This window comes from Micromonospora haikouensis (assembly GCF_000876225.1).
Taxonomy (GTDB): Bacteria; Actinomycetota; Actinomycetes; order Mycobacteriales; family Micromonosporaceae; genus Micromonospora; species Micromonospora haikouensis.
The window spans coordinates 773,367-798,269 of the sequence record NZ_JXSX01000001.1 but is presented as its reverse complement, the minus strand read 5'-3'; the positions used below and the strand labels follow the sequence as shown (position 1 = coordinate 798,269).

At 73.6% G+C, this 24,903-nt stretch carries 18 protein-coding genes; 10 read left to right on the top strand and 8 right to left on the bottom strand.

Annotation, left to right across the window (positions count from 1 at the left end; genetic code table 11):
* Nucleotides 1-136: 136 nt before the first annotated feature.
* From acs to TK50_RS03570, 4 genes are all read left to right on the top strand, one after another.
* The gene (gene acs, locus TK50_RS03585; protein WP_043961453.1) at nt 137-2,101 is read left to right on the top strand and encodes an acetate--CoA ligase; all 1,965 of its coding nucleotides are present in this window, start codon (nt 137-139) and stop codon (nt 2,099-2,101) included.
* Nucleotides 2,102-2,439: 338 nt separating this feature from the next.
* On the top strand, nt 2,440-5,151 hold the full coding sequence (locus tag TK50_RS03580) for an immune inhibitor A domain-containing protein (RefSeq protein ID WP_241773910.1): 2,712 nt from the start codon (nt 2,440-2,442) through the stop codon (nt 5,149-5,151).
* A gap of 333 nt (nt 5,152-5,484) precedes the next feature.
* The gene (locus TK50_RS03575; protein ID WP_043961452.1) at nt 5,485-7,917 is read left to right on the top strand and encodes an immune inhibitor A domain-containing protein; all 2,433 of its coding nucleotides are present in this window, start codon (nt 5,485-5,487) and stop codon (nt 7,915-7,917) included.
* Between the two features lie 110 nt (nt 7,918-8,027).
* Nucleotides 8,028-8,960: an alpha/beta fold hydrolase gene (locus TK50_RS03570; RefSeq protein WP_043961451.1), complete on the top strand. Its 933-nt coding sequence runs from the start codon at nt 8,028-8,030 to the stop codon at nt 8,958-8,960.
* A gap of 34 nt (nt 8,961-8,994) precedes the next feature.
* Here the strand turns inward: TK50_RS03570 and TK50_RS03565 are convergent, their stop codons facing one another.
* Nucleotides 8,995-9,360, bottom strand: a complete 366-nt coding sequence (locus TK50_RS03565; RefSeq protein WP_043961450.1) for a hypothetical protein — start codon at nt 9,358-9,360, stop codon at nt 8,995-8,997.
* Nucleotides 9,357-12,596: an SseB family protein gene (locus tag TK50_RS32470; RefSeq protein WP_043963745.1), complete on the bottom strand. Its 3,240-nt coding sequence runs from the start codon at nt 12,594-12,596 to the stop codon at nt 9,357-9,359. Before TK50_RS32470 ends, TK50_RS03565 begins: the two co-directional genes overlap by 4 nt.
* Before the next feature lie 150 nt (nt 12,597-12,746).
* On the opposite strand from TK50_RS32470, the gene mycP reads away from it, so the two are divergent.
* The gene (gene mycP / locus TK50_RS03555; RefSeq protein ID WP_043961449.1) at nt 12,747-13,964 is read left to right on the top strand and encodes a type VII secretion-associated serine protease mycosin; all 1,218 of its coding nucleotides are present in this window, start codon (nt 12,747-12,749) and stop codon (nt 13,962-13,964) included.
* Between the two features lie 76 nt (nt 13,965-14,040).
* Here the strand turns inward: mycP and TK50_RS03550 are convergent, their stop codons facing one another.
* Nucleotides 14,041-14,334, bottom strand: a complete 294-nt coding sequence (locus TK50_RS03550; protein ID WP_043961448.1) for a WXG100 family type VII secretion target — start codon at nt 14,332-14,334, stop codon at nt 14,041-14,043.
* Nucleotides 14,335-14,359: 25 nt separating this feature from the next.
* Nucleotides 14,360-14,677 carry a WXG100 family type VII secretion target gene (locus tag TK50_RS03545; protein ID WP_043963744.1) on the bottom strand — a complete coding sequence of 106 codons (318 nt, stop codon included), beginning with the start codon at nt 14,675-14,677 and terminating at the stop codon, nt 14,360-14,362.
* A 282-nt stretch (nt 14,678-14,959) separates the two neighbouring features.
* Between TK50_RS03545 and eccE the strand changes: the two genes are divergently transcribed.
* The 4 genes from eccE (at nt 14,960) to rarD (ending at nt 18,695) form a co-directional block, all read left to right on the top strand.
* Nucleotides 14,960-16,792, top strand: a complete 1,833-nt coding sequence (gene eccE / locus TK50_RS03540; RefSeq protein WP_043961447.1) for a type VII secretion protein EccE — start codon at nt 14,960-14,962, stop codon at nt 16,790-16,792.
* A 46-nt stretch (nt 16,793-16,838) separates the two neighbouring features.
* Nucleotides 16,839-17,225 carry a phage holin family protein gene (locus TK50_RS03535; protein ID WP_043961446.1) on the top strand — a complete coding sequence of 129 codons (387 nt, stop codon included), beginning with the start codon at nt 16,839-16,841 and terminating at the stop codon, nt 17,223-17,225.
* A gap of 82 nt (nt 17,226-17,307) precedes the next feature.
* Nucleotides 17,308-17,748 (top strand): GNAT family N-acetyltransferase, encoded by a 441-nt coding sequence (locus tag TK50_RS03530; protein WP_043961445.1) that lies wholly within the window; start codon nt 17,308-17,310, stop codon nt 17,746-17,748.
* Nucleotides 17,745-18,695, top strand: a complete 951-nt coding sequence (gene rarD / locus TK50_RS03525) for an EamA family transporter RarD (RefSeq protein ID WP_043961444.1) — start codon at nt 17,745-17,747, stop codon at nt 18,693-18,695. Before TK50_RS03530 ends, rarD begins: the two co-directional genes overlap by 4 nt.
* Before the next feature lie 375 nt (nt 18,696-19,070).
* Here rarD and TK50_RS03520 read toward each other — a convergent pair whose 3' ends face one another.
* Nucleotides 19,071-19,769 carry an anti-sigma factor family protein gene (locus TK50_RS03520; RefSeq protein WP_043961443.1) on the bottom strand — a complete coding sequence of 233 codons (699 nt, stop codon included), beginning with the start codon at nt 19,767-19,769 and terminating at the stop codon, nt 19,071-19,073.
* Nucleotides 19,766-20,383 carry a sigma-70 family RNA polymerase sigma factor gene (locus TK50_RS03515; RefSeq protein ID WP_255700226.1) on the bottom strand — a complete coding sequence of 206 codons (618 nt, stop codon included), beginning with the start codon at nt 20,381-20,383 and terminating at the stop codon, nt 19,766-19,768. Before TK50_RS03515 ends, TK50_RS03520 begins: the two co-directional genes overlap by 4 nt.
* A gap of 151 nt (nt 20,384-20,534) precedes the next feature.
* Between TK50_RS03515 and TK50_RS03510 the strand changes: the two genes are divergently transcribed.
* On the top strand, nt 20,535-22,661 hold the full coding sequence (locus TK50_RS03510; RefSeq protein WP_043961442.1) for a PhoX family protein: 2,127 nt from the start codon (nt 20,535-20,537) through the stop codon (nt 22,659-22,661).
* A 120-nt stretch (nt 22,662-22,781) separates the two neighbouring features.
* Here the strand turns inward: TK50_RS03510 and TK50_RS03505 are convergent, their stop codons facing one another.
* Nucleotides 22,782-23,564 carry an IclR family transcriptional regulator gene (locus TK50_RS03505; protein WP_043961441.1) on the bottom strand — a complete coding sequence of 261 codons (783 nt, stop codon included), beginning with the start codon at nt 23,562-23,564 and terminating at the stop codon, nt 22,782-22,784.
* A gap of 176 nt (nt 23,565-23,740) precedes the next feature.
* Nucleotides 23,741-24,823, bottom strand: coding sequence for a polyprenyl synthetase family protein (locus TK50_RS03500; RefSeq protein ID WP_043961440.1), 1,083 nt, complete (start codon nt 24,821-24,823; stop codon nt 23,741-23,743).
* Nucleotides 24,824-24,903: the final 80 nt, after the last annotated feature.

Genomic DNA, 24,903 nt, shown 5'->3' with positions numbered 1-24,903 from the left:
TTCCTGACAGCTCGGCGCGTGGCGGGGGCCGCTCGGCGCGCGTGGGTTCGGGGAGCTGTCGCGGCCTCCGGCCGCCCCGACTAACCTCTGCGGGGGTAGGAGACGCAGGTCACGCGAGCGACGAGGGAGTCACGGCATGAGCGAGGCACTGGCCAACTTGCTGAACGAGACGCGGCAGTTCCCGCCGCCGGCCGCACTCGCCGCGCACGCCAACGTGACCGCCGACGCGTACGCCGAGGCCGCCGCCGACCGGCTGGCGTTCTGGGAGCGGCAGGCCGGGCGGCTGGCCTGGGCGCAGCAGTGGGAGCAGGTGCTCGACTGGTCGAACCCGCCGTTCGCGAAGTGGTTCGTGGGCGGCCGGCTGAACGTGGCGTACAACTGCCTGGACCGGCACGTGGAGGCGGGCAACGGCGACCGGGTGGCCATCCACTGGGAGGGCGAGCCGGGCGACACCCGCACCATCACGTACGCCGACCTGCACCGGATGACCTGCCAGGCGGCGAACGCGCTGACCGACCTGGGCGTGGTGGCCGGCGACCGGGTGGCGATCTACCTGCCGATGGTGCCGGAGGCGGCGGTGGCGATGCTGGCCTGCGCCCGCATCGGCGCGACGCACAGCGTGGTCTTCGGCGGCTTCTCCGCCGACTCGCTGAGCAACCGCATCCAGGACGCCACCGCCAAGGTGGTGATCACCGCCGACGGCGGGTACCGCCGGGGCAAGCCGTCGGCGTTGAAGCCGACCGTGGACGAGGCGGTGGCGAAGTGCCCGTCGGTGGAGCACGTGCTGGTGGTCCGCCGCACCGGTGAGGAGGTCGCCTGGTCGGCGAAGGACCACTGGTGGCACGAGACGGTGGAGACCGCGTCGGCGGAGCACACCGCGCAGCCGTTCGACGCCGAGCACCCGCTGTTCATCCTCTACACCTCGGGCACGACGGCCCGGCCGAAGGGCATCCTGCACACCACGGGCGGCTACCTGACGCAGGCGGCGTACACGGCGCACGCGGTGTTCGACCTGAAGCCGGAGACCGACGTCTACTGGTGCACCGCCGACATCGGCTGGGTGACGGGGCACTCCTACATCGTGTACGGGCCGCTGGCCAACGGCGTCACCCAGGTCATGTACGAGGGCACCCCGGACACGCCGCACAAGGGCCGGTTCTGGGAGATCGTCGACCGGTACCAGGTGAGCATCCTGTACACCGCGCCGACGCTGATCCGCACGATGATGAAGTGGGGCGACGACATCCCCGCCGGGCACGACCTGTCCTCGCTGCGGCTGCTGGGCAGCGTCGGCGAGCCGATCAACCCCGAGGCGTGGATGTGGTACAGGCAGCACGTGGGCCGGGGTGAGCTGCCGATCGTGGACACCTGGTGGCAGACCGAGACGGGCGCGATCATGATCTCGCCACTGCCCGGGGTCACCGAGACCAAGCCGGGTTCGGCGATGACCCCGCTGCCGGGCGTCGTGGCGGACGTGGTGGACGACCAGGGCCAGTCGGTGCCGAACGGCGGCGGCGGCTATCTGGTGCTGCGCGAGCCGTGGCCGTCGATGCTGCGCACGATCTGGGGCGACGACGACCGGTTCGTCGAGACGTACTGGTCGCGGTTCGAGGGCATGTACTTCGCCGGGGACGGGGCGAAGAAGGACGACGACGGGCACATCTGGCTGCTGGGCCGGGTGGACGACGTGATGCTGGTGTCGGGCCACAACATCTCCACCACGGAGGTGGAGTCGGCGCTGGTGTCGCACCCGTCGGTGGCGGAGGCGGCGGTGGTGGGGGCGACCGACCCGACGACGGGGCAGGCGATCGTGGCGTTCGCCATCCCGCGCGGCTCGGTCGACACGGCCGGCGAGGCGGGCGAGCAGCTGATCGCGGACCTGCGCAACCACGTGGCGCGGACGCTCGGCCCGATCGCCAAGCCGCGGCAGATCATGCTGGTGCCGGAGCTGCCGAAGACCCGCTCCGGCAAGATCATGCGTCGGCTGCTGCGGGACGTCGCGGAGAACCGGTCGCTGGGCGACGTGACGACCCTGCAGGACTCCTCGGTGATGGAGCTGATCTCCTCGGGGATGGGCGGCGGCAAGTCCGACGAGGACTGACATAGGACGTACCTTTCGGAGGGTGGCGGGCCCCGCACGGGCCGCCACCCTCCGTGTCTGCGCTTGTGAACGGTGCGTGACGAAGGGGTGTCGGTCGGTCGGTTGAGGGGCACCGGCTGAACGGACACAGGGGACGCCACCCCCTGTCGGAAGGGTTCTTTCTCCTTTAGGTTCAGCCGCATCGGTCGGTTCGACGGATGTCTCTGCCGTGCGCGCCGGCCGGCTCCACGCCCATGCCCGAGAAACGGAGCGGCATGCACATGATTCCGCAACGACGGTCACGCCGACGCCTACTCGTCGCGCTGCCCGCCATCGCCCTCGCGGCCACGTCACTGACCGTGACGGGGACTGCGTCGGCCCAGACGTCCGGCCCGGCTCCTGCCACGATCGGGGCGGACGAGCACTACATCAACTACGCCGAGCCCGAGGTGCAGCCGGACACCGCCGGCAAGGAGGTCAAGGGCGCCGACGGCGTGTACACCACGGCGGCGGACGAGGCCCGGGCCTACGACCGCAAGTACGCCGCGGGCAACCCGACGACCGCCAAGCAGCTGGCGAAGCTGGAGGCCCAGTCGATCCGCTCCGGCAAGAGCCCCCGGTGGATCAAGAAGGCCCCGAGCACCCAGAAGGCGAAGCTCCTCACCCTGCTGGTGGAGTTCAACGACCAGGCCAACGACGACTTCACCGGCACGATGGTGCCGAAGACGGTCTTCGAGGACCGGACGTGCGTCCCCGGCACGGTGCAGAACGGGCCGAAGCACAACAACATCGCGAACCCGGCGAGCCTGCCGCACAAGGACAACAACTCGATGTGGGTGCCGGACTTCTCGCCGGACCACTACAACAAGATGCTCTACACGAAGACGGGCATCACCGAGCGGGTCCGCAAGGACCTGAAGGGCCCGGACGGCAAGAAGGGCATCAGCCTCGCCGGCCGGACCATGCACAACATGTACCTGGAGATGTCCAAGGGCGCGTACACGGTGGACGGGCAGGCCAGCCCGTGGATCACCGTGCCGCACTCGGAGGGCTGGTACGCGGCGTCGCGCTGCTTCCAGGACGAGAACGGCAACTGGGTCGCCGGGCGTGAGCAGGCCATGAACGGCCACCCGGACAACCCGGCCGGGGCGGGCCGGCTGGCCACGGACGCGATCGACGCGCTGGCCGCCATGGACCCGAGCTTCCCGTGGGCCGACTACGACATCGAGGACCAGAGCGACCGCGACGGCGACGGCAACCTCTTCGAGCCCGACGGCGTGATCGACCACCTGGTGCTGGTGCACGCCGGCCAGGGCAAGTCCCGCGGCGGCGGCGCCGAGGGCACGTACGCGGTGTGGGCGCACTCCTCGACCGTTCCGGGCGGCTACACCATCCCCGGCACGCAGCTCAAGGTGTCGAACTACATCGTGCAGCCGGAGGACGCCGGCGTCGGCGTCTTCGCCCACGAGTACGGGCACGACCTGGGCCTGCCGGACCTCTACGACACGTCCGGCAACGCCGACTCCGACGTGGACTTCTGGGACCTGATGGCCTCCGGTTCGCACAGCGGCGAGATCTTCCAGGCGCTGCCCACCCACATGGGCATCTGGGACAAGTGGGTGCTCGGCTGGGCCGACCCGGTGACGGTCGCCCCCGGCTCCGCCCCGCGCACCATCAAGCTCGGGCAGACCTCCCGCACGCCGGTCGGCACGGCCGACGGCATCAAGGTGGACCTGCCGGACAAGGTGATCACCCTGGCCACCCCGCACAGCGGGTCGAACATGTGGCACAGCGGCGCCGACCAGAACTGGGCGGACGTCAAGCTGAGCCGTTCGGTGAGCGTCCCCTCCGCCGCCGACGCCAAGTTCTGGATGTGGAACAACTACATCATCGAGGAGGACTGGGACTACGGCTTCGTCGAGCTCTCCACCGACGGCGGGGCGACCTGGTCCGAGCAGAAGGTCTACGACGCGGACGGCACCGTCGTCACCACGCCGGACAACTACGCCGACCCGAACGGCCGGATGGCCGACTTCGGCGGCAAGAAGTACGGCCTGACCGGCTCGTCCGGCGGCTGGCGGCACGACTACGTCGACCTGTCGGCGTACGCGGGGCAGACCGTGCAGCTGCGGCTGCGGCAGGCCACCGACGAGGCGTTCGTGGAGCGCGGCTGGTTCGCCGACGACTTCTCGGTCACCGGCGGCGGCGGCGCCACCACCTGGAGCGACGACGTCGAGGGCGGGGCGAACGGCTGGACCGCCACGGGCGGCAGCTTCACCGACACCACCGGCGCGGGTTGGAAGACCAATTCGGGCACCGAGGTCCGGGCGCACTACTACCTGGCCGAGTGGCGTAACTTCGACGGCTTCGACAAGGGCCTGAAGTACGCGTACGACACGGTGTACTCGCACGAGGCGTGGAAGGTCGACCGGATCTCCTACAACGCCCCGGGCATGCTGGTCTGGTACCGCGACACGGCGCTCGGCGACGTCAACCACGTCACCGGGCAGCTGACCGCCCTGCCGAGCTACGGCGCCAAGGGTGGCCTGCTGATCGTCGACTCGCACTTCGACCCGCTGCGGCGGCAGGGCACGGCGGCCGAGAAGGACCCGTCGGTGCTGGACAACCTGCCCAGCCGGCCCCAGTCGTCGAACGCGGCGTTCGGCCTGAAGAAGACGTACTCCTTCAAGGAGTGCCTGGAGGCGGCGGACGAGCCGTACAGCGAGTACTGCACGAGCTTCCCGGCGCAGCCGGCGGTGCCGCAGTTCACCGACTCCAAGGGCTGGTACCCGGGCATCGAGATCCGGGACGGCTCGCCGTACGCGCGGGACAGCGACGCCTCCGTGGTGCTGCCGTCGCGCGGCAACGCGCAGTACACGACCCGGGTGGTCAACCCGGACGGCACCCCGGCGCCCTCGTTCTACGGGGTCACCCTGGGTGGCGGGGCGATCGTCCTGGGCACGGGCAACCCCGGTGACGCGGGCGTCGCCTACGGCGTCTCGCTGACGGTGAAGAAGACCGCGTGGAACAACTCCGTCGCCACGGTGAAGGTGACCGCGGCGACCCCGTGACGACGGGCGGCAACTGATCGGAAGATCAACGAAGGGGCCGGTGGCGGCGACGCCACCGGCCCCTTCCGCATTTATCCGACCACACCCATCGAGATTCGTCGCTGCAATTCACCGTCGGGCGTCCGCGCTGCTCAGCCTGCCGCCGAAGGCGATCGGTGTGACGGTGAAAAGCGTTCTCAACAAAAGTTTGCAACAAATCGACGCACGCGTCTTCCCACCCGTCCCGCGAGACTCTATGTTCACCATTGGTCCCACAGTCGGGACGACTCACCGGCTCCTACCCCCGTTGGGCCGGTTCCCTCACACCGGAGGTACCACGTGCGGAAAGTCGCAGTGGGTCTGCTCGGGCTTTCGTTGACGGCGACGGGTCTGGTGGTCGCCACGACCGCCAACGCGGCGCCGACCGCGAAGCTCCCGACGGCCGCCCCGTCGGCCGCCGAGAAGGCCCCAGCGGATCACGATCTGCCGGACAAGCTCGAGGACAAGCGCCGCGCGCTCCGCCAGGAGGGCCTCAGCGAGGTCCTCTCCGGCCGGGCCAAGGCCCAGAAGATCAACGGCAGCACCGTCGTCAAGGTCGGCAAGACCGCCGGCGGCGCGGCCTCCGCGGCCGGCGCGCGCAGCGCCAAGAAGGGCCAGAAGGACCAGTACGTCGAGCTGGCCCGGGAGCGCACCGACAAGATCTTCGTCATCCTCGCCGAGTTCGGCGACGAGCGGGACCCCGCGTACCCGGACAAGGACACCAACCCGAACATCGCCGGGCCGACCACCTTCGACGGGCCGCTGCACAACGAGATCCCCCAGCCCAACCGGGCGGTGGACAACTCGACCGTCTGGCAGGCCGACTACAGCGCGGACTACTTCCGCCAGCTGTACTTCGGCACCGGGCAGGGCGACGAGTCGCTCAAGCAGTACTACGAGGCCCAGTCGTCCGGGCGCTACAGCGTCGACGGCATGGTCACCGACTGGGTGAAGGTCAAGTACAACGCGGCCCGCTACGGCCGCTCGGACGACCCGATCGCCGACGACGACACCGACAACCCGGCCAACGACCCGGCGGTCTGCGCGGACAACATCTGCCAGAACACCTGGGACCTGGTCCGCGACGCCGCCAACCAGTGGGTCGCCGACCAGAAGGCCAAGGGCCGCACCGACGCCCAGATCAAGGCCGACATGCAGTCCTACGACCAGTGGGACCGGTTCGACTACGACGGCGACGGCGACTTCAACGAGCCGGACGGCTACATCGACCACTTCCAGATCGTCCACTCCGGCGGCGACCAGGCCGACGGCGACCCGCACCAGGGTGAGGACGCCATCTGGAGCCACCGCTGGTCGGCGTACAACACCTCGCGCACCGGCCCGGCGAACTTCCCGATCGGCGGCACCCAGATCGGCAACACCGGCGTCTGGATCCGCGACTACACGATCCAGCCGGAGAACGGCGGCCGGAGCGTCTTCTACCACGAGTACGCTCACGACCTGGGCCTGCCGGACGACTACAACAACCTCAACGGCGGCGACAACAACAACGAGCACTGGACCCTGATGGCCCAGAGCCGGCTCTCCGCCAAGAACGACGCCGGCATCGGCGAGCGCGGCGGCGACCTCGGCGCCTGGAACAAGCTCCAGCTCGGCTGGCTCGACTACGAGGTGGTCAAGGCCGGCCAGAAGAAGACCCTGGAGCTCGGCCCGCAGGAATACAACACGGCCAAGCCGCAGGCCGCCGTGGTGGTCCTGCCGCAGCGGGAGTACACCTTCGACTACGGCGCGCCGTTCGAGGGCAGCAAGCAGTTCTTCTCCGGCAACGACGACGACCTGGACAACACCCTGACCAGGACGATCGACCTGACCGGGAAGACCTCGGCGGCCCTGTCGCTCAAGGGCCGGTTCGACATCGAGTCCGGCTACGACTACCTCTTCTTCGAGGCGTCGACCGACGGCGGCTCCACCTGGAACGCGCTGCCCGGCACCGTGAACGGCAAGCCGATCCCGCCGGTGTCCAGCAGCGACCCGACCCCGGGCCTCAGCGGCAGCAGCAACGGCGCGTGGACCGACATCAACATCCCGCTCAACGCCCTGACCGGCAAGAGCATCCAGTTCCGGTTCCACTACATCACCGACGGTGGCGTGGCCGAGGGCGGGTTCTTCGGTGACAACATCACCGTGACCGCCGACGGCCAGACGCTGTCCAGCGACGGCGCCGAGAGCGGCACCGGCGACTGGGCCGCCAAGGGCTGGAGCATCGTCGACGAGACCTACACCCGGCTCTTCGACAACTACTACATCGCCGGCCACCGGTCGTACGTCTCGTACGACCAGTACCTCAAGACCGGCCCGTACTACTTCGGCTACGGCAACACCCGCCCGGACTACGTGGACCACTACGCGTACCAGGAGGGCCTGCTGATCTCGTACTGGAACCTCCGGTTCGCGGACAACGACACGTTCGAGCACCCGGGCGAGGGTCGCAACATGATCATCGACTCGCGTCCGCAGCCGATCTACAACCTGACCGGCAACCCGTGGCGGGCCCGCGTCCAGGTGTACGACGCGCCGTTCAGCACGAAGAAGGCGGACTCGTTCACGCTGCACATCAACGGGCAGGCCCAGTACATCCGGGGTCAGGCCGCGCAGCCGCTGTTCGACGACACCAAGCAGTACTGGTTCCCGGAGCTGCCGAACCACGGCGTCAAGGTCCCGGCCACCGGCACCAAGATCAAGGTGCTGGAGCAGAAGGGCACCTCGATCAAGGTCCGCTTCTCCTGAGCCACTGATCGGCATGCGCTGATCGACCGTTCCACCGCGATGCCCGGGCAGGCCACCTGCCCGGGCATCGCCCTTTCGGCACCGGTGCTCCGGGGTCCTAGGCTGGGGTCATGACCGAGCAGCGCGGCGGGGCCGTCGACGAGTCCTGTGTCCTGACCGAGGGGCCGTGGACGCACCGGTTCGTCGGGGCCAACGGCAGCCGCTTCCACGTCGTCGAGGCCGGCACCGGCCCGATGGTGCTCCTCCTGCACGGCTTCCCCGAGCACTGGTGGGCCTGGCACGACGTGCTGCCGGCCGTCGCCGACGCCGGCTTCCGGGCCGTCGCGGTCGACCTGCGCGGCTACGGGGCCAGCGACAAGCCGCCCCGGGGGTACGACGGCTACACCCTCGCCGCCGACGTCGCCGGCCTGATCCGGGGCCTCGGCGAACGCTCCGCCACCGTGGTCGGCACCGGTGCCGGCGGCCTGATCGGCTGGACCGCCGCCTCGTTCCACCCGTCGCTGGTCCGCCGGCTCGTCGTGCTCGGCGCGCCCCACCCCCTGCGGCTGCGGGCCGCGATCTTCGCCGACCCGCGCGGCCAGTTCGCCGCCGCCACCCCGGCCCTGAAGTTCCAGCTACCCCGCTACGAGCACGTGCTCACCCGCGACGACGCGGCGGCCGTCGAGGAGATGCTGCGCCGCTGGGGCGGCCCCCGGTGGGTCGACGGCCCCGACTTCGACGCGTACGCCCGGCGCTGCCGAGAGGCGATGCGGATCCCGCAGGCCGCGTTCTGCGCGCTGGAGGGCTACCGCTGGGCGTTCCGCTCGGTGCTGCGGCTGCACGGCTACCGGTTCGTGCGGCTGATGCAGAAGCCCCTGGTCACCCCGACGCTCCAACTGCACGGCGCGTTGGACGTCGCGTCCCTGCCGCGCACCGCCCAGGGCTCCGGCCGCTACGTGACGGCCCCCTACGAGTGGCGGCTGCTGGACGACGTCGGCCACTTCCCGCACGTCGAGGCGCGGGACGTGGTGCTCGGCGAGATCCTGCGCTGGGCGAAGTCCTGAGCGGCTCCCGCCCCGCCCCTGGCCGCCGGTCGGGTCAGAGCCGCTGCTCGCGCAGGTCGGCGACCGCGCCGGCCGGGGCCCAGCCCTGATAGACCCCGAAGTCGAAGACCTCCAGCCCCATCGCCTGCGCCACCGGCCACCGGCCACCCGTGTACTCGACCCGCAGCCAGCCGTCGTGCTCGGCGAGGACGATGAACGGCTGGCCCTGCCACGTGCAGGTGGTCCGCACGTACGCCAGCTCCTCCACCTCGGACGCGGGCAGCACCCGGACGTAGCGGCCGGGGCGGATCTCCTCGAACCCCTCGCCGGGCTCGGGCTGGTAGAGCCGCACGTCGTCGCCGTCGGGGCTGGCCTGGTATTCCCGGCCCCGCCAGCGGGCCACGTAGCCGTCGCGCATCAGTCCTCACCGGCCCGACGCCACAGCAGCGCGTCCGTGTCCAGGGTCGCGACCACCCGTTCGGTGCCGTCCGCCCCGATCCGCCACAGCTGCGCGCCGTGCGGCAGCCGGGCGCTGTCCACCTTGAACTCGGCCACCACGTCGCTGCTGTCTCCCGGTGCGAAGCCGTTGCCCCGGAACGGCGGACGCTCGATGACCCACCCCTCCATGGCCCGCATGGCGCCCTCGTTCTGGCCGCCGTACGGGATGCGGTAGAGGCTCGGCCGGTGGGCGGGCCAACGCAGGACGTAGATCTCCTCCGCGTCCCGCGAGAACGGCGAGCCCGGGTGGCTCAGGCCGAGCGCGTCGTGCAGCTTGGCCGGGGTGTTCAGGTGGGCCAGCTCGCTGGCCCGGTGCACGAAGCCGGAGACCCGGTCGTAGCCGCGCTCCAGGTAGTAGGAGAGCTGGCTCGGGGCGACGGCCTTCTGCATCACCACCGGCCGGTTCGGGTCGACCGGCGGCGGCGCCTGCCGGGACGCGCCGGCCGACGCCTCGGCCACCGGCTGCGGCTCCGGCTCGCTCTCGACGTCGTCGCCGAGCCCCACGTCGGCGGCCCAGTTCGCCAGCGCGACGATCTGCTCCCCGGGCAGCTTCGCGCCCACCGGCGTGTTCGGGTTTACCGCGAACGACCAGGCGTCGTCGGGCCAGCGGCGGATGAGCTGGGCGAACTTGACCGACACGGTCTCCACCGGACCGTCGGCGTGGTCGGCCAGCCGCTCCGGGGAGGTGTAGACCACGACGTAGCGTTCGCCGTCCAGCCGCTCGGTCCGCCAGACGAAACCCGGCTCGCCGGGTCGGCTGCCGTCGGCCGAGTCCGGCGCCACGGGGAGCAGCACCCGGGCCAGCAGCAGGGTGGAGAGGAAGGTGTCGGTGCTGCCGGTGCCGGCGGCGGCGAGCAGGTCCTCCTCGACCTCGTTCGCCGGCTGGAACTCGGGGGCGGGCGACGCGACGGGCTCCGGGCCCGGATCCTGCTCAGGCACCTGCTCCGGTTCGGCGACGACTCCGCTCGGTGCCGTGGCCCCGCCGGCCGGTGCGGCGCTGTCGGCCGGCGGGGGCCCGTCGGTGGGTGCGGGCCCGTCGGCCGCAGCGGGACCGTCGGACACGCCGGTCGACGTCGGCAGGTCAGGCGCGGCCGGGATCGGATCGGTGGGGGTGCCCGGCTGGAAGAGGGACCCGGCCGACGGGTCCGGCGTGGGCCGCCTCGACGGGGTGAACAGGGACACCGTCGCCTCCGCGTCGGCGGTGCCGACGGGCGGGGCGGTGGCTGCGGAGCCGGCCAGGGTGATGGGCGCGGTCACTCCGTCGGCGGGCCCGGCGACGGACGGGTCGACCCCGACCGGGTCGGGGACCGGCTCGGTCGGCACCGTCGTGCCCAGCGCAACGGTCGGCTCCGGCGGGACCGTCACGCCCAACGCGACGGTCGCGTCCGGCGACGCAGTGGTGCCCAGCGGAACGGTCGCGTCCGGCGAAGCAGTGGTGCCCAGCGGAACGGTCAGGTCCGGCGAAGTCGTGGTGGCCAGCGAGACCGTCGCGTCGAGAGAGACCGTCGCGTCCGGCGGGGCGACCGGGTCCGGCTCCGCGGCGGGCAGGTCGCGCGCCTCGATGATCGTGCCCTCGATGACGATCGGCGAGAAGGACTGGCGGGGCGCAGGCGGCGCGGAGACCGGCTCGGCGATCGAGGCGGTCACCTCCTCGACCACTTCCTCGACCGGAGCGGGGCCGGGACGCTCCCGCAGGGGCCGGGTCGGCTCCTCGTCGGCCGCACCGGGGCGGGGGCGCACGAACGCCGGCTCGGCCGCCGGCACGGGGCCACGACGCGGCAGGTTTTCCGCCACCCCGGCACCGGTCGCGCCGAAGGGGCGGGTCGGCTCGTCCGCGCCCGCGCCACCCGCCGGGCCGAAGAGTCCGGCCGCCGCGCCGCCGGCCGCCGCCGCGAAGGGACGGGTCGGCTCGTCGCCGGGCGGCACGGCCCGGAAGGCCCTGGTCGGCTCCTCCGCCGGCGACGGCCGGGGCGGCACCCCGGGCGGCACGGCGCCACCGGGACGCAGGAGACGGGTCGGCTCGTCGTGGGCCGCAGCGGAGCCAGGCGCGTCTGCCGGGGCCGCCGCCGGTGCCGCCCCGCCCCGGGAGATCGGCACCGTCGGCGGCTCCGGGGCGGGAGCCGGGGCCGGACGGAAGGGCTGGGTCGGTTGCTCGGCGAGCGGGTCCGAAGCGGGACGCCGCCGGGGGAACGGCTGGCCACCGCCGCCGAATCCCCGGGACTGCGGCGCGGGCCGCTCCGCGGGACGGCGGGGTTCGCCGAGCGCCCGGGCCGCGCGGCTGCGGCCGGACGCTGGTTCGAAGAAGGAGCTGGGTTGTGGGGGTGGCCCCGGCGCAGCGGCGGGTGGGGGGTTGCCGCTCGGCGTCGCCTCGCCCGGCGGGACCTCCACGGGCGGCCGCCGCCGGGGGACGTTCAACCACGCCGAGCCAGCCGGCGCAGGCTCGCCGCCGGGCGTGCCGGCGGCGGAGGCGGGAACGGGGCCGGCGTCGCGGGGCCGGCCGCCCCCCGGCCCGTCCGGGCGCGGCGGTGCCGGGGGCAGGTCGGCCCCCTGTGGACGGGGCGGGGCCGTCGGCGACACGGTGAGCCGGGTGGTGGGCGTGCCGGCGACGTCGGCCGGCCCGGTGGTCGGTGTGCCCGGCAGCGGGCCCGCGGCCGCCGCGCCGGGCGCGGGCGACACCGGCGCGTCCCGGCCGGGGACCACCGCGGTGGCCCGGGCCTTCGCGGCGGACTCGACGCGGTCGAGGCGGGCGCGGGCACCGAGGGTGCGGCCCGGCAGCCGCACGTCGCCCCTGGAGAGCTGGGAGACGAACCAGGCGGGCAGGTAGCCCTCGATGGGCAGCCCCGGGTTGACCGCCAGCCACCACTCGTGGTTGGGCCATTCGGCGGCGAGGTCGGCGTACGCGCTGCGCCGGGTGGGCGCGGGGTTGCCGCCGAGGCAGGCCCGCAGCGCGGCGGGCGACGTGAAGGCCAGCACGTGCGTCCGGCCACCGGTGGTCCAGGTGCCCCACCCCATCGGGACCTGCCCGGCCAGGGCCTCCGCGGAGACCGGCAGCAGCAGGTCGGTGCGGGCCAGGATCCGGAAGTAGAGCTCCTGGTCGTTGGCGCGGAGGGCGTCCCGCATCGCCGCTTCGGCCTCGGTAGCCGGCTCCCAGTCGGTCACGGCCACCTCTCCTCCCGCCATCAGGCCATAGCCATCGCGTACAACCTACAAGGTGGTAACAAGATCACAATGGCTGGCCGGGGACGCCCCGCCGGACAATCCGGATGCGGATAACATCCGGTTTCGAAGCCGACACGATACGGAGGCGTGATGCCCCGGCCCACCGCGCGTCCGGCCCTCGCCGCAGCGGCCGCGGCCCTGTTGGCCGCCCTCCCCGTCGCCTCGGCGCAGGCGGCCGGCGCGCATCGCGCGGCCCCCGGCTGCGCCACCCCGCCGGCCCCGGCACGTCCGGTCGCGGCCACCCCGTGGCCGCAGCAACGGTACGCCCCGCAGCGGCTCGCCGCGCTGGCCAGCGGGGCCGGCGTCACCGTCGGGGTGATCGACTCGGGCGTGGACCGCCGGCACCCGCAACTGGCCGGGCGGGTCACCGCCGGGGCCGACTTCCTCGACCCGGGCGGCGACGGCAGCGGCGACTGCGCCGGGCACGGCACCGGTGTGGCGAGCATCATCGCGGCCGAGCCCCGCGCCGGCGTCGCGTTCCAGGGCCTCGCGCCGGGCGCCCGCATCCTGCCCGTACGCGTCAGCGAGCAGCAGGTGGTCGAGGGGCGCGAGTCGGGGCGCACGGTCAGCGCCGCCGACTTCGCCCGGGCGATCCGCTGGGCGGTCGACCACGGGGCCGACGTGGTGAACCTCTCCGTCGTGCTCTACACCGACAACCCGGCCGTCCGGGCGGCGGTCGGCTACGCCGTCGCGCGGGACGTGGTCGTGGTGGCCGCCGCCGGCAACCTGCACGACAGCGGCGACCCGCGACCGTACCCGGCGGCGTACGACGGGGTGCTGGGGGTGGGTGCGATCGGCGCCGACGGCCGGCGGGCCGACTTCTCGCAGACCGGCCCGTACGTCGACCTGGTCGCCCCGGGCGGCGAGGTGCTGATGGCCGCCCCGGGGCAGGGTCACCGCCGGGCCGAGGGCACCAGCTACGCCGCCCCGTTCGTGGCGGCCACCGCCGCCCTCGTCCGGCAGTACCGGCCGGAGTTGACGGCTGAACAGGTGACGCGGCAGATCCTCGCCACGGTCGACCCGGCACCCGGCAACGACACCGGCGGCGGGTACGGCGCGGGGGTGCTCAACCCGTACCGGGCGGTCACCGAGACGTGGGCGGGCCCGCAGGGGCCGGCTCGCCGGGCCGTGGCCCTGCCGGCGGGCGAGGTCGACCCGGCGCTGGGCGCCCGTCAGGCCCGGCGGGCGGCGGCCCGGGACCGGGCGGTGGTCGTCGCGGCCGTCGCCGGGGCGGCCGTGGCGACCGCGATGCTGCTGGCGGTGGTGCTGCCCCGGGGCGGTCGCCGCCGCTGGCGGCCGGCGGCCTGACCGGCTGCGGTGGCGGCGCCCGGCGTTGCCGCCGAACGCCGCCGTCGCCGCCGCTCACCGGAGCGGTCCGCCGCGCTCACTGGAACAGGTTGACGTTCCGCTTCTCGGTGTCGAGGTAGTCGTGCGCGGAGTCGTCGACCGCGAGCTTGATGTCGCGCAGCATCGCCTGGAGGTCCTGCGAGGCGGAGCGCCACCGGGCCTGCCGCTGCTCGTACGCCTGGCGGGCCTCGCCGTCCCAGCTCGCCACCAGCGGGGCGGCGTCGCGTTCGAGCTGGCCGAGCTGGCTGTCCAGCGTGTTCAACGCCCGCTGGATGTCGGCGCCCGCCTGCTGCAGCGCGGCGAAGTTGACGACCAGAACCCCATGGTCCATCGGATGATCCCCTTTCCGGGAGGTGCTACAGCGGCAGCTGGATGCCGCGGTTGGTGCCGGCGACCCGGCTGGCGGCTTCGTTGTCGGACACGTCGTACTGCTGGCCGGCGGTGCGGATGGCGGTGGCGGTCTCCCGCAGGGCCCGCTGCAACGCCGCCTGGTCCTGCGACCACTGCCGCTTCACCTGCTCGAACGAGCGCCCGCCGGCACCCCGCCAGGCCTGCTGCAACACCTCCAGCTCGGCCAGCAGGCCGGTCAGCATGGCCTGCAGGGACTGGTCAACCTGCTCGAACTTCGCGGCGGTCTGCTGCATCACCGCGGCTTCTGCCTGGGTCTGGGACACCCCGGACGTCACCTCGTCTCCTCGATCGTGGCTGGCCGTCGGACGCGCCCGCGGCGGACGCGCCGCTCGCCTGTCCCGGCGGCGCGCCGGGTCGGGACGGGGTCAGCCAACTCGTCGCTGACGGTAGCGGCCCGGTGGCGGTTCTGCTACCCCGCCCCGCTCCCCTGTGGACAACCTCGGCTCCCGTGATCTCGGGGTGGAACCATACGATGACGCTGCGGAACCGCCCGCGGTCACGCCCCGGGCCACGGCGGCGTTCCGGGCGGGCGTTGAGGAGGCGCGGTGACGGCCAGCACGACCACGGCCCCGGTCCAGCCGGCGCACCGGCAGCCGCTGCCCCCACAGTGGATCCCGGCCACCACCCGGCGGGGCTCGGCCGGGGTGCGGGTCGGTCAGGTGGTCGCCACGCAGGCGGCGGTGGCGCTGGTCGCCGCCGGGGTCGGCCGGGGCGCGGTCGCGACCGTGGCCGCCGTCGCGGTGGCCGCGCCGCTGCTGGCCGGCGCCTGGGTGCGGGTGCGGGGGCGCTGGCTGTTCTCCTGGCTCGGCGTCGCCGCCGGCCACCTGTCCCGCCGGCGGGCCCTGGCGGCGACCACCGGCCCGGGGGCGCTGCTGGGGCTGCTCGACCCCGGTGCGGTGGTCCGCGCGGCGGAGCTGGCCGGCGGCCCGGCCGCCGTGGTCGACGACGCCGAGGGCCTGACCGCCGTGCTGGAGGTCGGCGACCCGGGTGACCTGCTCGGCGACGGGCCCCGGGCGCTGCCCCCGCCGTCGATGCTGCTGCCGCCGGTCTCCCCGGAGCTGCCCCCGGTCCGGCTCCAGCTCCTGATCAGCGGCTCTCCGGCACCCGCCGTCGCGGTCGGGGGGAGCACGGTGGCGACGTCGTACCGGCAGCTCACCGACGGGCTGCTGGCCGGGCGCGACTCGGTGCTGCTGGCGGTGCGGGTGCTGCGGGTGGACGGGTGGACCGACGAGGACCTGCGGGCCGCCCTGTCCGGGGTGGTCCGGCGGATCGTGCGCCGGCTGGGGCCGGTGACCGCCCGTCCGCTCGGCGAGCACGCCGCGCCCCGCGTACTCGCCGAGCTGGCCCACCACGACGGCGGCGGGCCGATGGTGGAAACCTGGCCGGCCGTGCGGACGGGGGCGCTGTGCCAGACCACCCTCCGGGTGCGGCGCGGGCCGGACCCGGCCACCGACGCAGGGCGGCGGCTGGTGCCCCGGCTGCTCACCCTGCCGGCCGCCGCGACCACGGTCTCGCTGTGCGTGGGGCCGCGCGCCGGTGCCGGCGGCGTGACCGTGCCGGCCGAGCTGACCGTACGCCTGGCCGCCTGGACCCCGGCCGAGCTGGCGGCGGCGACGCAGGCGTTGCGGCGGCTGGCCGACGGCGCGGGCGCGGAGGTCGACCGGCTCGACGGCCAGCAGCTCCCCGCGTTGGCGGGCACGCTGCCCCTCGCCCTCGCCGTTCCGGGCGCGGCGGTCGACCCGGCGGCCCTCGACGAGCTGGAACTGCCGGTCGGCGACGCGGGGCTGATGGTCGGCGCGAACCGGCGCGGGGCGGCGGTGACGATCCGGCTGTTCCGGCCGGAGGGCACCCGGTTGATGCTGGTCGGCGGGGTACCCGTCGCGCAACTGCTGGCCCTGCGGGCGCTGGCGCTGGGTGCCCGGGTGGTGGTCCAGACGACCCGGCCCCGGGCGTGGGAGCCCTTCGTCCGGGGCGTCGCCACGCCCGACGGGCCGATCCCGGTGCTGCCGCCGGGCCGCGCGGTGGGCGCGGCGGCCGGTTCGGCGCTGCGTCCGATGCTGCTCGTGGTGGACGCGGGCCCGCTGCCCGCCGACGCCGATCCCGGGTCGGCCTGGCGCTCCACGCTGGTGGTCCGGGACGGCCTGACCACGTCCGACGTCGACCAGCTGGGCCGGGCCGACCTGGTCGTGCTGCAACCGCTGCGTCCCGCCGAGGCCGCGTTGGCCGGTGCCGCGCTCGGCCTCGGCGGCTCGGCCGAGTGGCTGACCCGCATCCGGGAGGACATGGTGGCGGTGGTGAACCGCCGGGCGCTGCGCTGGGCGCTGCTGTCGCCGACCCCCATCGAGTCGCAACTGATCGGCCGCCCCGGTCGGGGTTGACGCGGCGGGTTCCGCCGGTGGCGGGACCGTGGCACGATCCGTGGCCATGGGTTTCCTGAAGGGTCTTCTGATCCGGCTGGGCAGCACGGCGGTGGCCTTCTGGCTGGCCACTCTGCTCATTCCGGGCATCACGCTCGACACGGGTTCGGCCACCGAGGCGATCGTCACGCTGCTGCTCGTCGCGGTCATCTTCGGGGTCGTCAACGCCGTGCTCCAGCCGATCGTCAAGACCGTGGGCTGCGGCTTCTACCTGCTGACGCTGGGCCTGATCGCCCTGGTCGTCAACGGCCTGCTGTTCCTGCTGACGAGTTGGATCGCGGGCGAGGCCGGGCTGCCGTTCCACGTGGACGGCTTCTGGCCGGAGGCGGTGCTCGGCGCCCTGTTCGTCGGTGTCGTGACCTGGCTGCTGGGCGCGGTCCTCGACCGCGACTGAGGCGAGCGGGGGCGGTCCCGGCCGGAGCGGGGTGGGCGGATTCACGGCGCGCGGGGCCGAGCGGGCACGCTAGCGTCGCAGGGTGTTCACCCTGACCCGCGACGACGGCCACCAGCTCAGCACCGACCCCGCCCGGCTCGACCTCGACCTCGTGCACCACTGGCTCTCCACCGACGCGTACTGGGCGCTGGGGCGGGACCGGGAGACCGTCGGGCGGGCGTTCGCCGGCTCGCTGCCCTACGGGGTCTACCGCCCCGGTGACGGTCGGCAGGTGGCGGTGGCCCGGGTGGTGACCGACGGCGCGACGTTCGCCTGGCTCTGCGACGTCTACGTGGACCGGGCGGCCCGGGGGCGCGGGCTGGGCACCTGGCTGGCCGGTGGGGTCCGCGACCACCTGGCCACGCTCGGCGCACGCCGGATCGTGCTGGCCACCTCCGACGCGCACGGGGTCTACGCGAAGATCGGCTTCACCCCCGTCGACCCGGGGCGCTGGATGGAGTACGACGGGCGAGGGCAGGCGTGAGCCCGCTCCGCCTCGGCTACCTCTACGGCATCGGCGCGTACCTGCTCTGGGGGTTCTTCCCGCTCTACCTCAGGGCGCTCAAGCCGGCCGGCCCGCTGGAGATCCTGGCGCACCGGATCGTCTGGTCGGTGCTCTTCGTCGCGCTGCTGCTCGCCGCGCTGCGCAACGTGGGCTTCCTGCGCCGGCTGGCGCGCCGGCCCCGGGCGCTGGCCGGCATCGCCGTGGCCGCCGCGCTCATCGCGGTCAACTGGGGCACCTACATCTACGGCGTGAACTCGGCGCGGGTGGTGGAGACGGCCCTCGGCTACTTCATCACCCCGCTGGTGTCGGTGCTGCTCGGGGTGACCGTGCTGCGGGAACGCCTGCGCCCCGGGCAGTGGCTGGCGCTGGGCATCGGCACGGCGGCGGTGGCCGTGCTCACCGTCGACTACGGCCACCTGCCCTGGCTCGCGCTCGTCCTGGCCGTCAGCTTCGCCGCGTACGGGCTGGTCAAGAAGCGCCTCGGGCTGCCTGCGGCGGAGGGGCTGTTCGTGGAGTCGGCGGTGCTCGCCCTGCCCGCCCTCGGCTATCTCGGCTGGCTCGCCGCCGCCGGTGGCCTGGCCTTCGGTCACGTCTCGGCCGGGCACACGGCGCTGCTGGTGCTGGCCGGCGCGGCCACCGCGACCCCGCTGCTGCTCTTCGCCGGTGCCGCGAACCGGCTGTCGCTGACGGCGCTGGGCATGCTCCAGTACCTCGCCCCGATCCTCCAGCTCGGCTGCGGGGTGCTGATCTTCCACGAGCCGATGCCCCCGGCCCGGCTCGCCGGCTTCGCCCTGGTCTGGCTGGCCCTGCTGACCTTCACCGCCGACGCCCTGCGCCATTCCCGCCGCTCACGCCGCGCCCGCCGCCCCGGTGCCGCCCGGCCGCTCGCGCCGTCGCCGGTGGGGCAGGGGACGACGGCCCCCTGAGCGCCCGCCGCCGCACCCCGTCGCTTTCCGTCGCTTTCCGTGATGGGATGCGGTGCCGATCGCGGCGCCCCACCGGGCTGACCGTCAGTCACCACCGCTCGACCTCGCCACGGACCTCACGCCCCCTTTGCTCTGCACCCATCCACGCAGCACCACCTGCGAGCTGGAAACATGAGGATCACGCCGCTCGCGGCGACCCCGCCGGCCGGTTGCGCCGCGTGACCGTTGCGTATTCGGGTGCAGAGCAAAGGAGTGCATCCAGGGGTGGCCCGGTCGGGTAGGGCAACTACGCGCCGCAACATCGCCGAGGCGAGCAACGCGCACGATCACCGCCCCGCGCGGGGGCGCAGTCCCCCGGCGGAGCCCCGACGGGGCTCAGCGGACGTCGTAGGCGAGGACCGGGGTGCCGTCGGCGCGCAGGAGTTCCAGGCGGACCAGTTCGCCGTCGGTGAAGTGGGTGGTGGCGGTCAGGCTCAGCTCGTCGCCGGGGGCGGCCAGCCAGGAGCCGATCTGCTCCGTCGCGCCGTCCGGGCCGTGCGCCATCAGCCGGAAGGTGTACGCCTCGCGGTGCCCGGCCCGCCGGTCGTACCCGCAGCGCATGGTGACCTCGGTGCCCCACGGCGTGCCGGTCAGCGCCACCTCGGCGCGCACCGGCACCGTGCCGGCGATCGGCCGCATGGACGCCAGCGCGATCTGCGGGGTGGGCGTCGGCGTGACCTCGACGGGCGGCCGGAGGGTGGCCGCGCCGAGCCCGGCGAGCACCGCCAGGACGGCGGCGGCCAGCGCGGTCAGGGCGTACCGGCGGCGGGCGGCCGACCGCTCGCGGCGTCGGCGGCGACGGGCGGCGTCGAGCAGCGCGGGCACCCGGGAGATCTCGGCGGGCGGCTCCAGGAACTGCTCCAGCCCGGCCGGGTCCAGCCGGCCGAGCAGCCCGGGGAGCACGGCGATCTCGGCCACCGCGTCCCGGCAGGAGGCGCAGCCGCCGAGGTGCCGCTCGTAGGCGGCCCGGTCGGCGGGGGCGAGCGCGCCCAGCACGTACGCGCCGTCGTCGTGCGCGAACTCGCAGCGGGTCATCCCGTCACCCCCATCTCGGCCAGCGCCAACCGCAGTGAGCGCAGCGCGTAGTGGGTACGGGACTTGACCGTCCCCGGCGGCACGCCCAGCCGGACCGCCGCCTCGGACACCGAACGCCCCTGGTAGAAGCACTCGATCAGCACCTCGCGGTGGGTCGGGCTGAGCCGGTTCAACGCCTCGGCGACCGTCCACGCCTCCACCGCGCGCTCCGCCTCGTCGATCGTCTCCGGGGGTTCGGGCAACTCGTCGGTGTAGATCTCGCCGACCCGGGTCGAGCGCCGCCGCCACGCGTCGATGGCCAGGTTGCGGGCCGTGGTGAACAGCCACGCCCGCACCGATCCGCGCGTCGGGTCGAGCGACTCCGGGTGCCGCCAGGCCCGCAGCAGCGTCTCCTGCACCAGGTCCTCGGCCCGGGTCCGGTCGCCGTTGACCAGCCGCAGGGCGTGCGCGTAGAGCGCGTCGGCATGCTCGTCGTGCAGCGCGCGCAGCAGTTGGGCGTCGTGGTCGCTGATGACGACCTCCTCGCTGTCGCCGGAGTCCAGCGGCTCCCGCTGTCGAACGCGTCCAGCGGTGCGTTCGCCGGACAGTACGTACGGTGCCGCCGATCGGTTCATCCGCAGGTCGACGGGGAGGTCAGGCGCAGGTGTTCACATCCGGTTCATGTTCGGGCCGACCCGCGCTCACCGCGCCCTCCTAGCGTCCGCCGGGTACGCACGTCGGAGGGCTGACCCCGGCGTGCACCGACTTCCTTGGAGGCACCTCCCGATGAGCGACCGACCCCGGCTGCTCCCCCTGCTGGGCGCCACCCGCCACGGCAGCCGTGACGCCATGACCTGTCTCTACCGGTGCGGCAACGCCTGTGACCACCCGGTGCCCAACACGTCCGACAACCCGTACCTCGGCGACATCGTGGACGCCGAGGTGTCCCGGCGCGGTGTGGTCCGGGCCGGCGCGGTCGGTGCGCTCGTCCTGGGCTTCGGCGGCGCGACCGCCGGGGCGCTGGCCGGCGCCGGCGCCGCGTCCGCCGCGCCGGCCGACCCGGTCGTGCCGGAGGCCGCCGGGTTCGGCCGCCCGGCCGGCGGGGTGGGCAGCGGAGCGCTGACCTTCCGGCCGATCCCGCCGAACAAGCTCGACACCCTGGTCGTGCCCAACGGGTACGACCACAGTGTCGTGATCCGCTGGGGCGACCCGGTGGTGCCGGGCGCGCCCGAGTTCGACGTGCACGCGCAGACCGCCGCGAAGCAGGCCAAGCAGTTCGGCTACAACAACGACTTCGTCGGCGTGCTGCCGCTGGACAAGCGGGGCCGCCGGGCGCTGCTCGTGGTCAACCACGAGTACACCAACGAGGACCTGATGTTCCCCGGCTTCACCAGCCTCGACGCGCTCACCGTCGAGCAGGTGAAGGTCGCCATGGCGGCGCACGGCATGTCCGTGGTCGAGCTGGAGCGGGTCGACGGCACCGGGCAGTGGCGGCCGGTCGAAAGCGGCCGGCGGCCGTACAACCGGCGGGTCACCGCACTGGCCACGAAGTTCGAGCTGACCGGCCCGGCCGCCGGCTCGGCGTGGCTGCGTACCGCCGCCGACCCGAAGGGCCGGACGGTGGTCGGCACGCTGAACAACTGCGCCGGCGGCGTCACCCCGTGGGGCACGGTGCTCTCCGGCGAGGAGAACTTCAACCAGTACTTCGTCGGCGGGGACGCCGCGCCGGAGGAGCTGAAGCCGAAGCTGGCCCGCTACGGCATCAACACCACCGAGCGGTACCCGAGCGGCAACCGCAAGTGGGACCGCGCCGACGAGCGCTTCGACCTGGCGAAGAACCCGTACGAGGCGCACCGCTTCGGCTGGGTCGTCGAGATCGACCCGTTCGACCCGGAGAGCCGGCCGCGCAAGCACACGGCGCTCGGCCGGTTCAAGCACGAGGGCGCGAACGTCATCGTCGCCCGCAGCGGCCACGTGGTGGCCTACATGGGCGACGACGAGCGGTTCGACTACCTCTACAAGTTCGTCTCCGACAAGAAGTTCATGGCCGGCGACTCGTGGGTGGCCCGCAAGCACAACCTGACCCTGCTGGAGTCGGGCACCCTGTACGTGGCGCAGCTCGAAGGCAACTCGGCGGCCGAGATCGACGGCTCCGGCAAGCTCCCCGCCGACGGGGCGTTCAACGGCCGGGGCCGCTGGATCAAGCTGGTCAGCGGCAACCGCTCGTACGTCGACGGGATGACCGCCGCGGACGTGCTCACCTTCACCCGGCTGGCCGGCGACAAGGTCGGCGCGACCAAGATGGACCGCCCGGAGGACGTCGAGCCGAGCCTGCTGACCGGCAAGGTGTACGTGGCGCTGACCAACAACACCGACCGCGGCAAGGCGGGCAAGGCCCCGGCCGACGAGGCCAACCCGCGCAACCTCAACAAGCACGGTCAGATCCTGGAGCTTGTCGAGGACGGCAACAACAACGCCGCCGAGACGTTCGCCTGGTCGCTGCCGATCGTCTGCGGCGACCCGACCGACCCGTCGACCCACTTCGCCGGGTACGACAAGGCGAAGGTCTCCCCGATCTCCTGCCCGGACAACGTCGCCTTCGACGCCACCGGCAACCTCTGGATCTCGACCGACGGCAACGCGCTGGGCAGCAACGACGGCCTGTTCGCCACCGCCGTGGAGGGGCCGGAGCGGGGGCACCTCAAGCAGTTCCTCACGGTGCCGCTGGGCGCGGAGACCTGCGGCCCGTTCATCACCGGCGACAACCGCTCGGTGTTCGTGGCGGTGCAGCACCCGGGTGAGATCACCGGGGCGACCGTGGAGAACCCGGCGTCGACGTGGCCCGACGGCGACTACGCCAAGCCCGGCGTGGTGGTCACCTGGCGGCTGGACGGCGGCCCGATCGGCAGCTGACCCCGCTGGGCGTCGCGGCGGGCCCCCTCCCCACCAGGGAGGGGGCCCGTCCCGTTTCGGCTCTCGACGGCGACGGCGTCGGTCCTCGACGACGCCGGCTCAGTTCTCGGCGGGGCCGGCTCAGCCCTCGGCGGCGACGGCGTCGGCGATGGCGCGGGCGGCGGTGAGCAGCTTGGCCCGCACCACCCGGGCGGAGGTCATCATCTCGCTGGCCGGCAGCGAGCAGGCCAGCACCATCCGCCGTTCCATGTCCTTGTCGGGGATGACCAGCACGGCGGCGCACGCGACGCCCTGACGGAACTGCCCCAGCTCCAGCTGCATGCCCCGGCGGTCGCCGGCCGCCACGTCCGCCTCGAACGCCTCGGGGGTGGTGAGGGTGGCGTTGGTGAACGGGCGCATGCCGTATTCCCGCAGGTAGCGGAAGCGCTGCTCGGCGGTGAGGGTGGCCAGCAGCGCCTTGCCGAGCGCGGTCGCGTGCGCGCCCTCGTCGAACCCGGGGACCAGGTCCTCCAGGTGCGGGGAGCGGTGCCCCTCGGCCACGGCGGTCACGGCGACCTGGCCGCCGACGAAGCGCCCCAGGTAGTGGCTGTAGCCGGTGTCCAGGGCGGCGCGGCGCAGGCACTCCCCGACCGCCGCGGGCCCGCGGAACGCGGTGACCAGCTCGCGGTAGCGGTCGGCGATCTCCAGCCCCACGATGTACGTGCCGTCCTCCCGGCGGATCACGTAGCCCTCGTAGGCCAGCGTGCGGACCAGGTGGTAGGTGGTGGCCACGGTCAGCTCGCAGCGCCGCGCGATCTGCTTGACGGTCAGCCCCTTCGGGGCGCGACCGACCGATTCGAGCACGCGTAGCGCGCGGGAGACACTCCGGATGAGGTCCGAAGGTTCCGCCAAGGGGTCGCGCACAACCACCTCCGCCGCCGGGGACTTACACCATATGAAATCCAGGCGTCCGGCGAAATGCCTGTTCGGGTCGACGCTGCCAGATCATCCTAAACGGTCAGTGCGTCGAGCGACACGGTGAGTTGTCCGAGTCGGACTCGCGAAGGGTTCGCGGAACCCGCACCGGGACCCGGGAAGGGTCAGCCGGTGCGGTCGGCGATGTAGTCGCAGAGGGACTCCAGCGCACGGCGGGACGACGTCTCCGGCAGCAGCGCGAGCTGCTCCCGGGCCTCCTCGGCGTAGCTGCGGACGGTCTCCCGGGCGCGCTTGAGCGCCGGGGACTCGCGGAGCAGGCCGAGGGCCTCGGCGTGCAGGGCGTCGTCGACGAGCGGGCCCGTGGCCAGGATCTCCCGCAGCCGCACCGAGGCGGCGTCGGAGTCGTCGGAGGCGAGCGCGTAGAGCACCGGCAGGGTCGGCACGCCCTCGCGCAGGTCGGTGCCGGGTGTCTTGCCCGACTGCACCGACTCGCTGGCGATGTCGAGCAGGTCGTCGGAGAGTTGGAAGGCGACGCCGATCGTCTCGCCGTACCCCGCCAGGGCCTCGGTGTGCGCGGCGGACGCCCCGGAGAACAGGCCGCCGAAGCGGGCCGAGGTGGCGATCAGCGAGCCGGTCTTCTCGGCGATCACGCCGAGGTAGTGGGCCACCGGGTCCTGCCCGTCCCGGGGGCCGACCGTCTCGGCGATCTGGCCGTGCACCAGGCGGGCGAACGTGCGCGCCTGCAGCCGCACCGCCTCCGGGCCCAGATCGGCCGAGAGGTCCGCGGCGCGGGCGAAGAGGTAGTCGCCGACCAGGATCGCCACCGAGTTCGTCCAGCGGGAGTTGGCGCTCGGGGCGCCCCGCCGCACGGCGGCCTCGTCCATGACGTCGTCGTGGTAGAGCGTCGCCAGGTGGGTGAGCTCCATCACCACGGCGGCGGAGACGACCCGGGGGTCGGCCGGATCGCCGAACTGGGCGCCCAGCGCGACCAGCAGCGGGCGGAACCGCTTCCCGCCGGCGTCCACGAGGTGCCGGGCGGCCTCGGTCACCAGCGGGTCGGCGCTCGTCACGGTGGCCCGCAGCTCCGCCTCGACGGACTCCAGCAGGCCCAACACGGACGCCTCGACGCGGGCATCGGCTAGGTGCAGGCCGAGCGCGCCGAACTGACCCATGCTCTCCCGACCCCGCCGAGCGGAGCCGGTGGCACCTGAACGCTCGCCAGCCGGATTCACCACGCTATCCACCATGCCACACCCGTTCGACCTGCTCCGGGGCGGGGATGCGGCGACGGGGCCGGCACGCTGTCGCGTACCGGCCCCGTCGCGGG

What these genes read in the sequence shown, in the direction of transcription:
- TK50_RS03520 (WP_043961443.1), bottom strand. Translation starts at nt 19,769, where the DNA reads ATGACCCGCTGCGAGTTCGCGCACGACGACGGCGCGTACGTGCTGGGC.
- TK50_RS03515 (WP_255700226.1), bottom strand. Translation starts at nt 20,383, where the DNA reads ATGAACCGATCGGCGGCACCGTACGTACTGTCCGGCGAACGCACCGCT.
- TK50_RS03510 (WP_043961442.1), top strand. Translation starts at nt 20,535, where the DNA reads ATGAGCGACCGACCCCGGCTGCTCCCCCTGCTGGGCGCCACCCGCCAC.
- TK50_RS03570 (WP_043961451.1), top strand. Translation starts at nt 8,028, where the DNA reads ATGACCGAGCAGCGCGGCGGGGCCGTCGACGAGTCCTGTGTCCTGACC.
- acs (WP_043961453.1), top strand. Translation starts at nt 137, where the DNA reads ATGAGCGAGGCACTGGCCAACTTGCTGAACGAGACGCGGCAGTTCCCG.
- TK50_RS03535 (WP_043961446.1), top strand. Translation starts at nt 16,839, where the DNA reads ATGGGTTTCCTGAAGGGTCTTCTGATCCGGCTGGGCAGCACGGCGGTG.
- TK50_RS03550 (WP_043961448.1), bottom strand. Translation starts at nt 14,334, where the DNA reads ATGGACCATGGGGTTCTGGTCGTCAACTTCGCCGCGCTGCAGCAGGCG.
- TK50_RS03500 (WP_043961440.1), bottom strand. Translation starts at nt 24,823, where the DNA reads ATGGTGGATAGCGTGGTGAATCCGGCTGGCGAGCGTTCAGGTGCCACC.
- mycP (WP_043961449.1), top strand. Translation starts at nt 12,747, where the DNA reads ATGCCCCGGCCCACCGCGCGTCCGGCCCTCGCCGCAGCGGCCGCGGCC.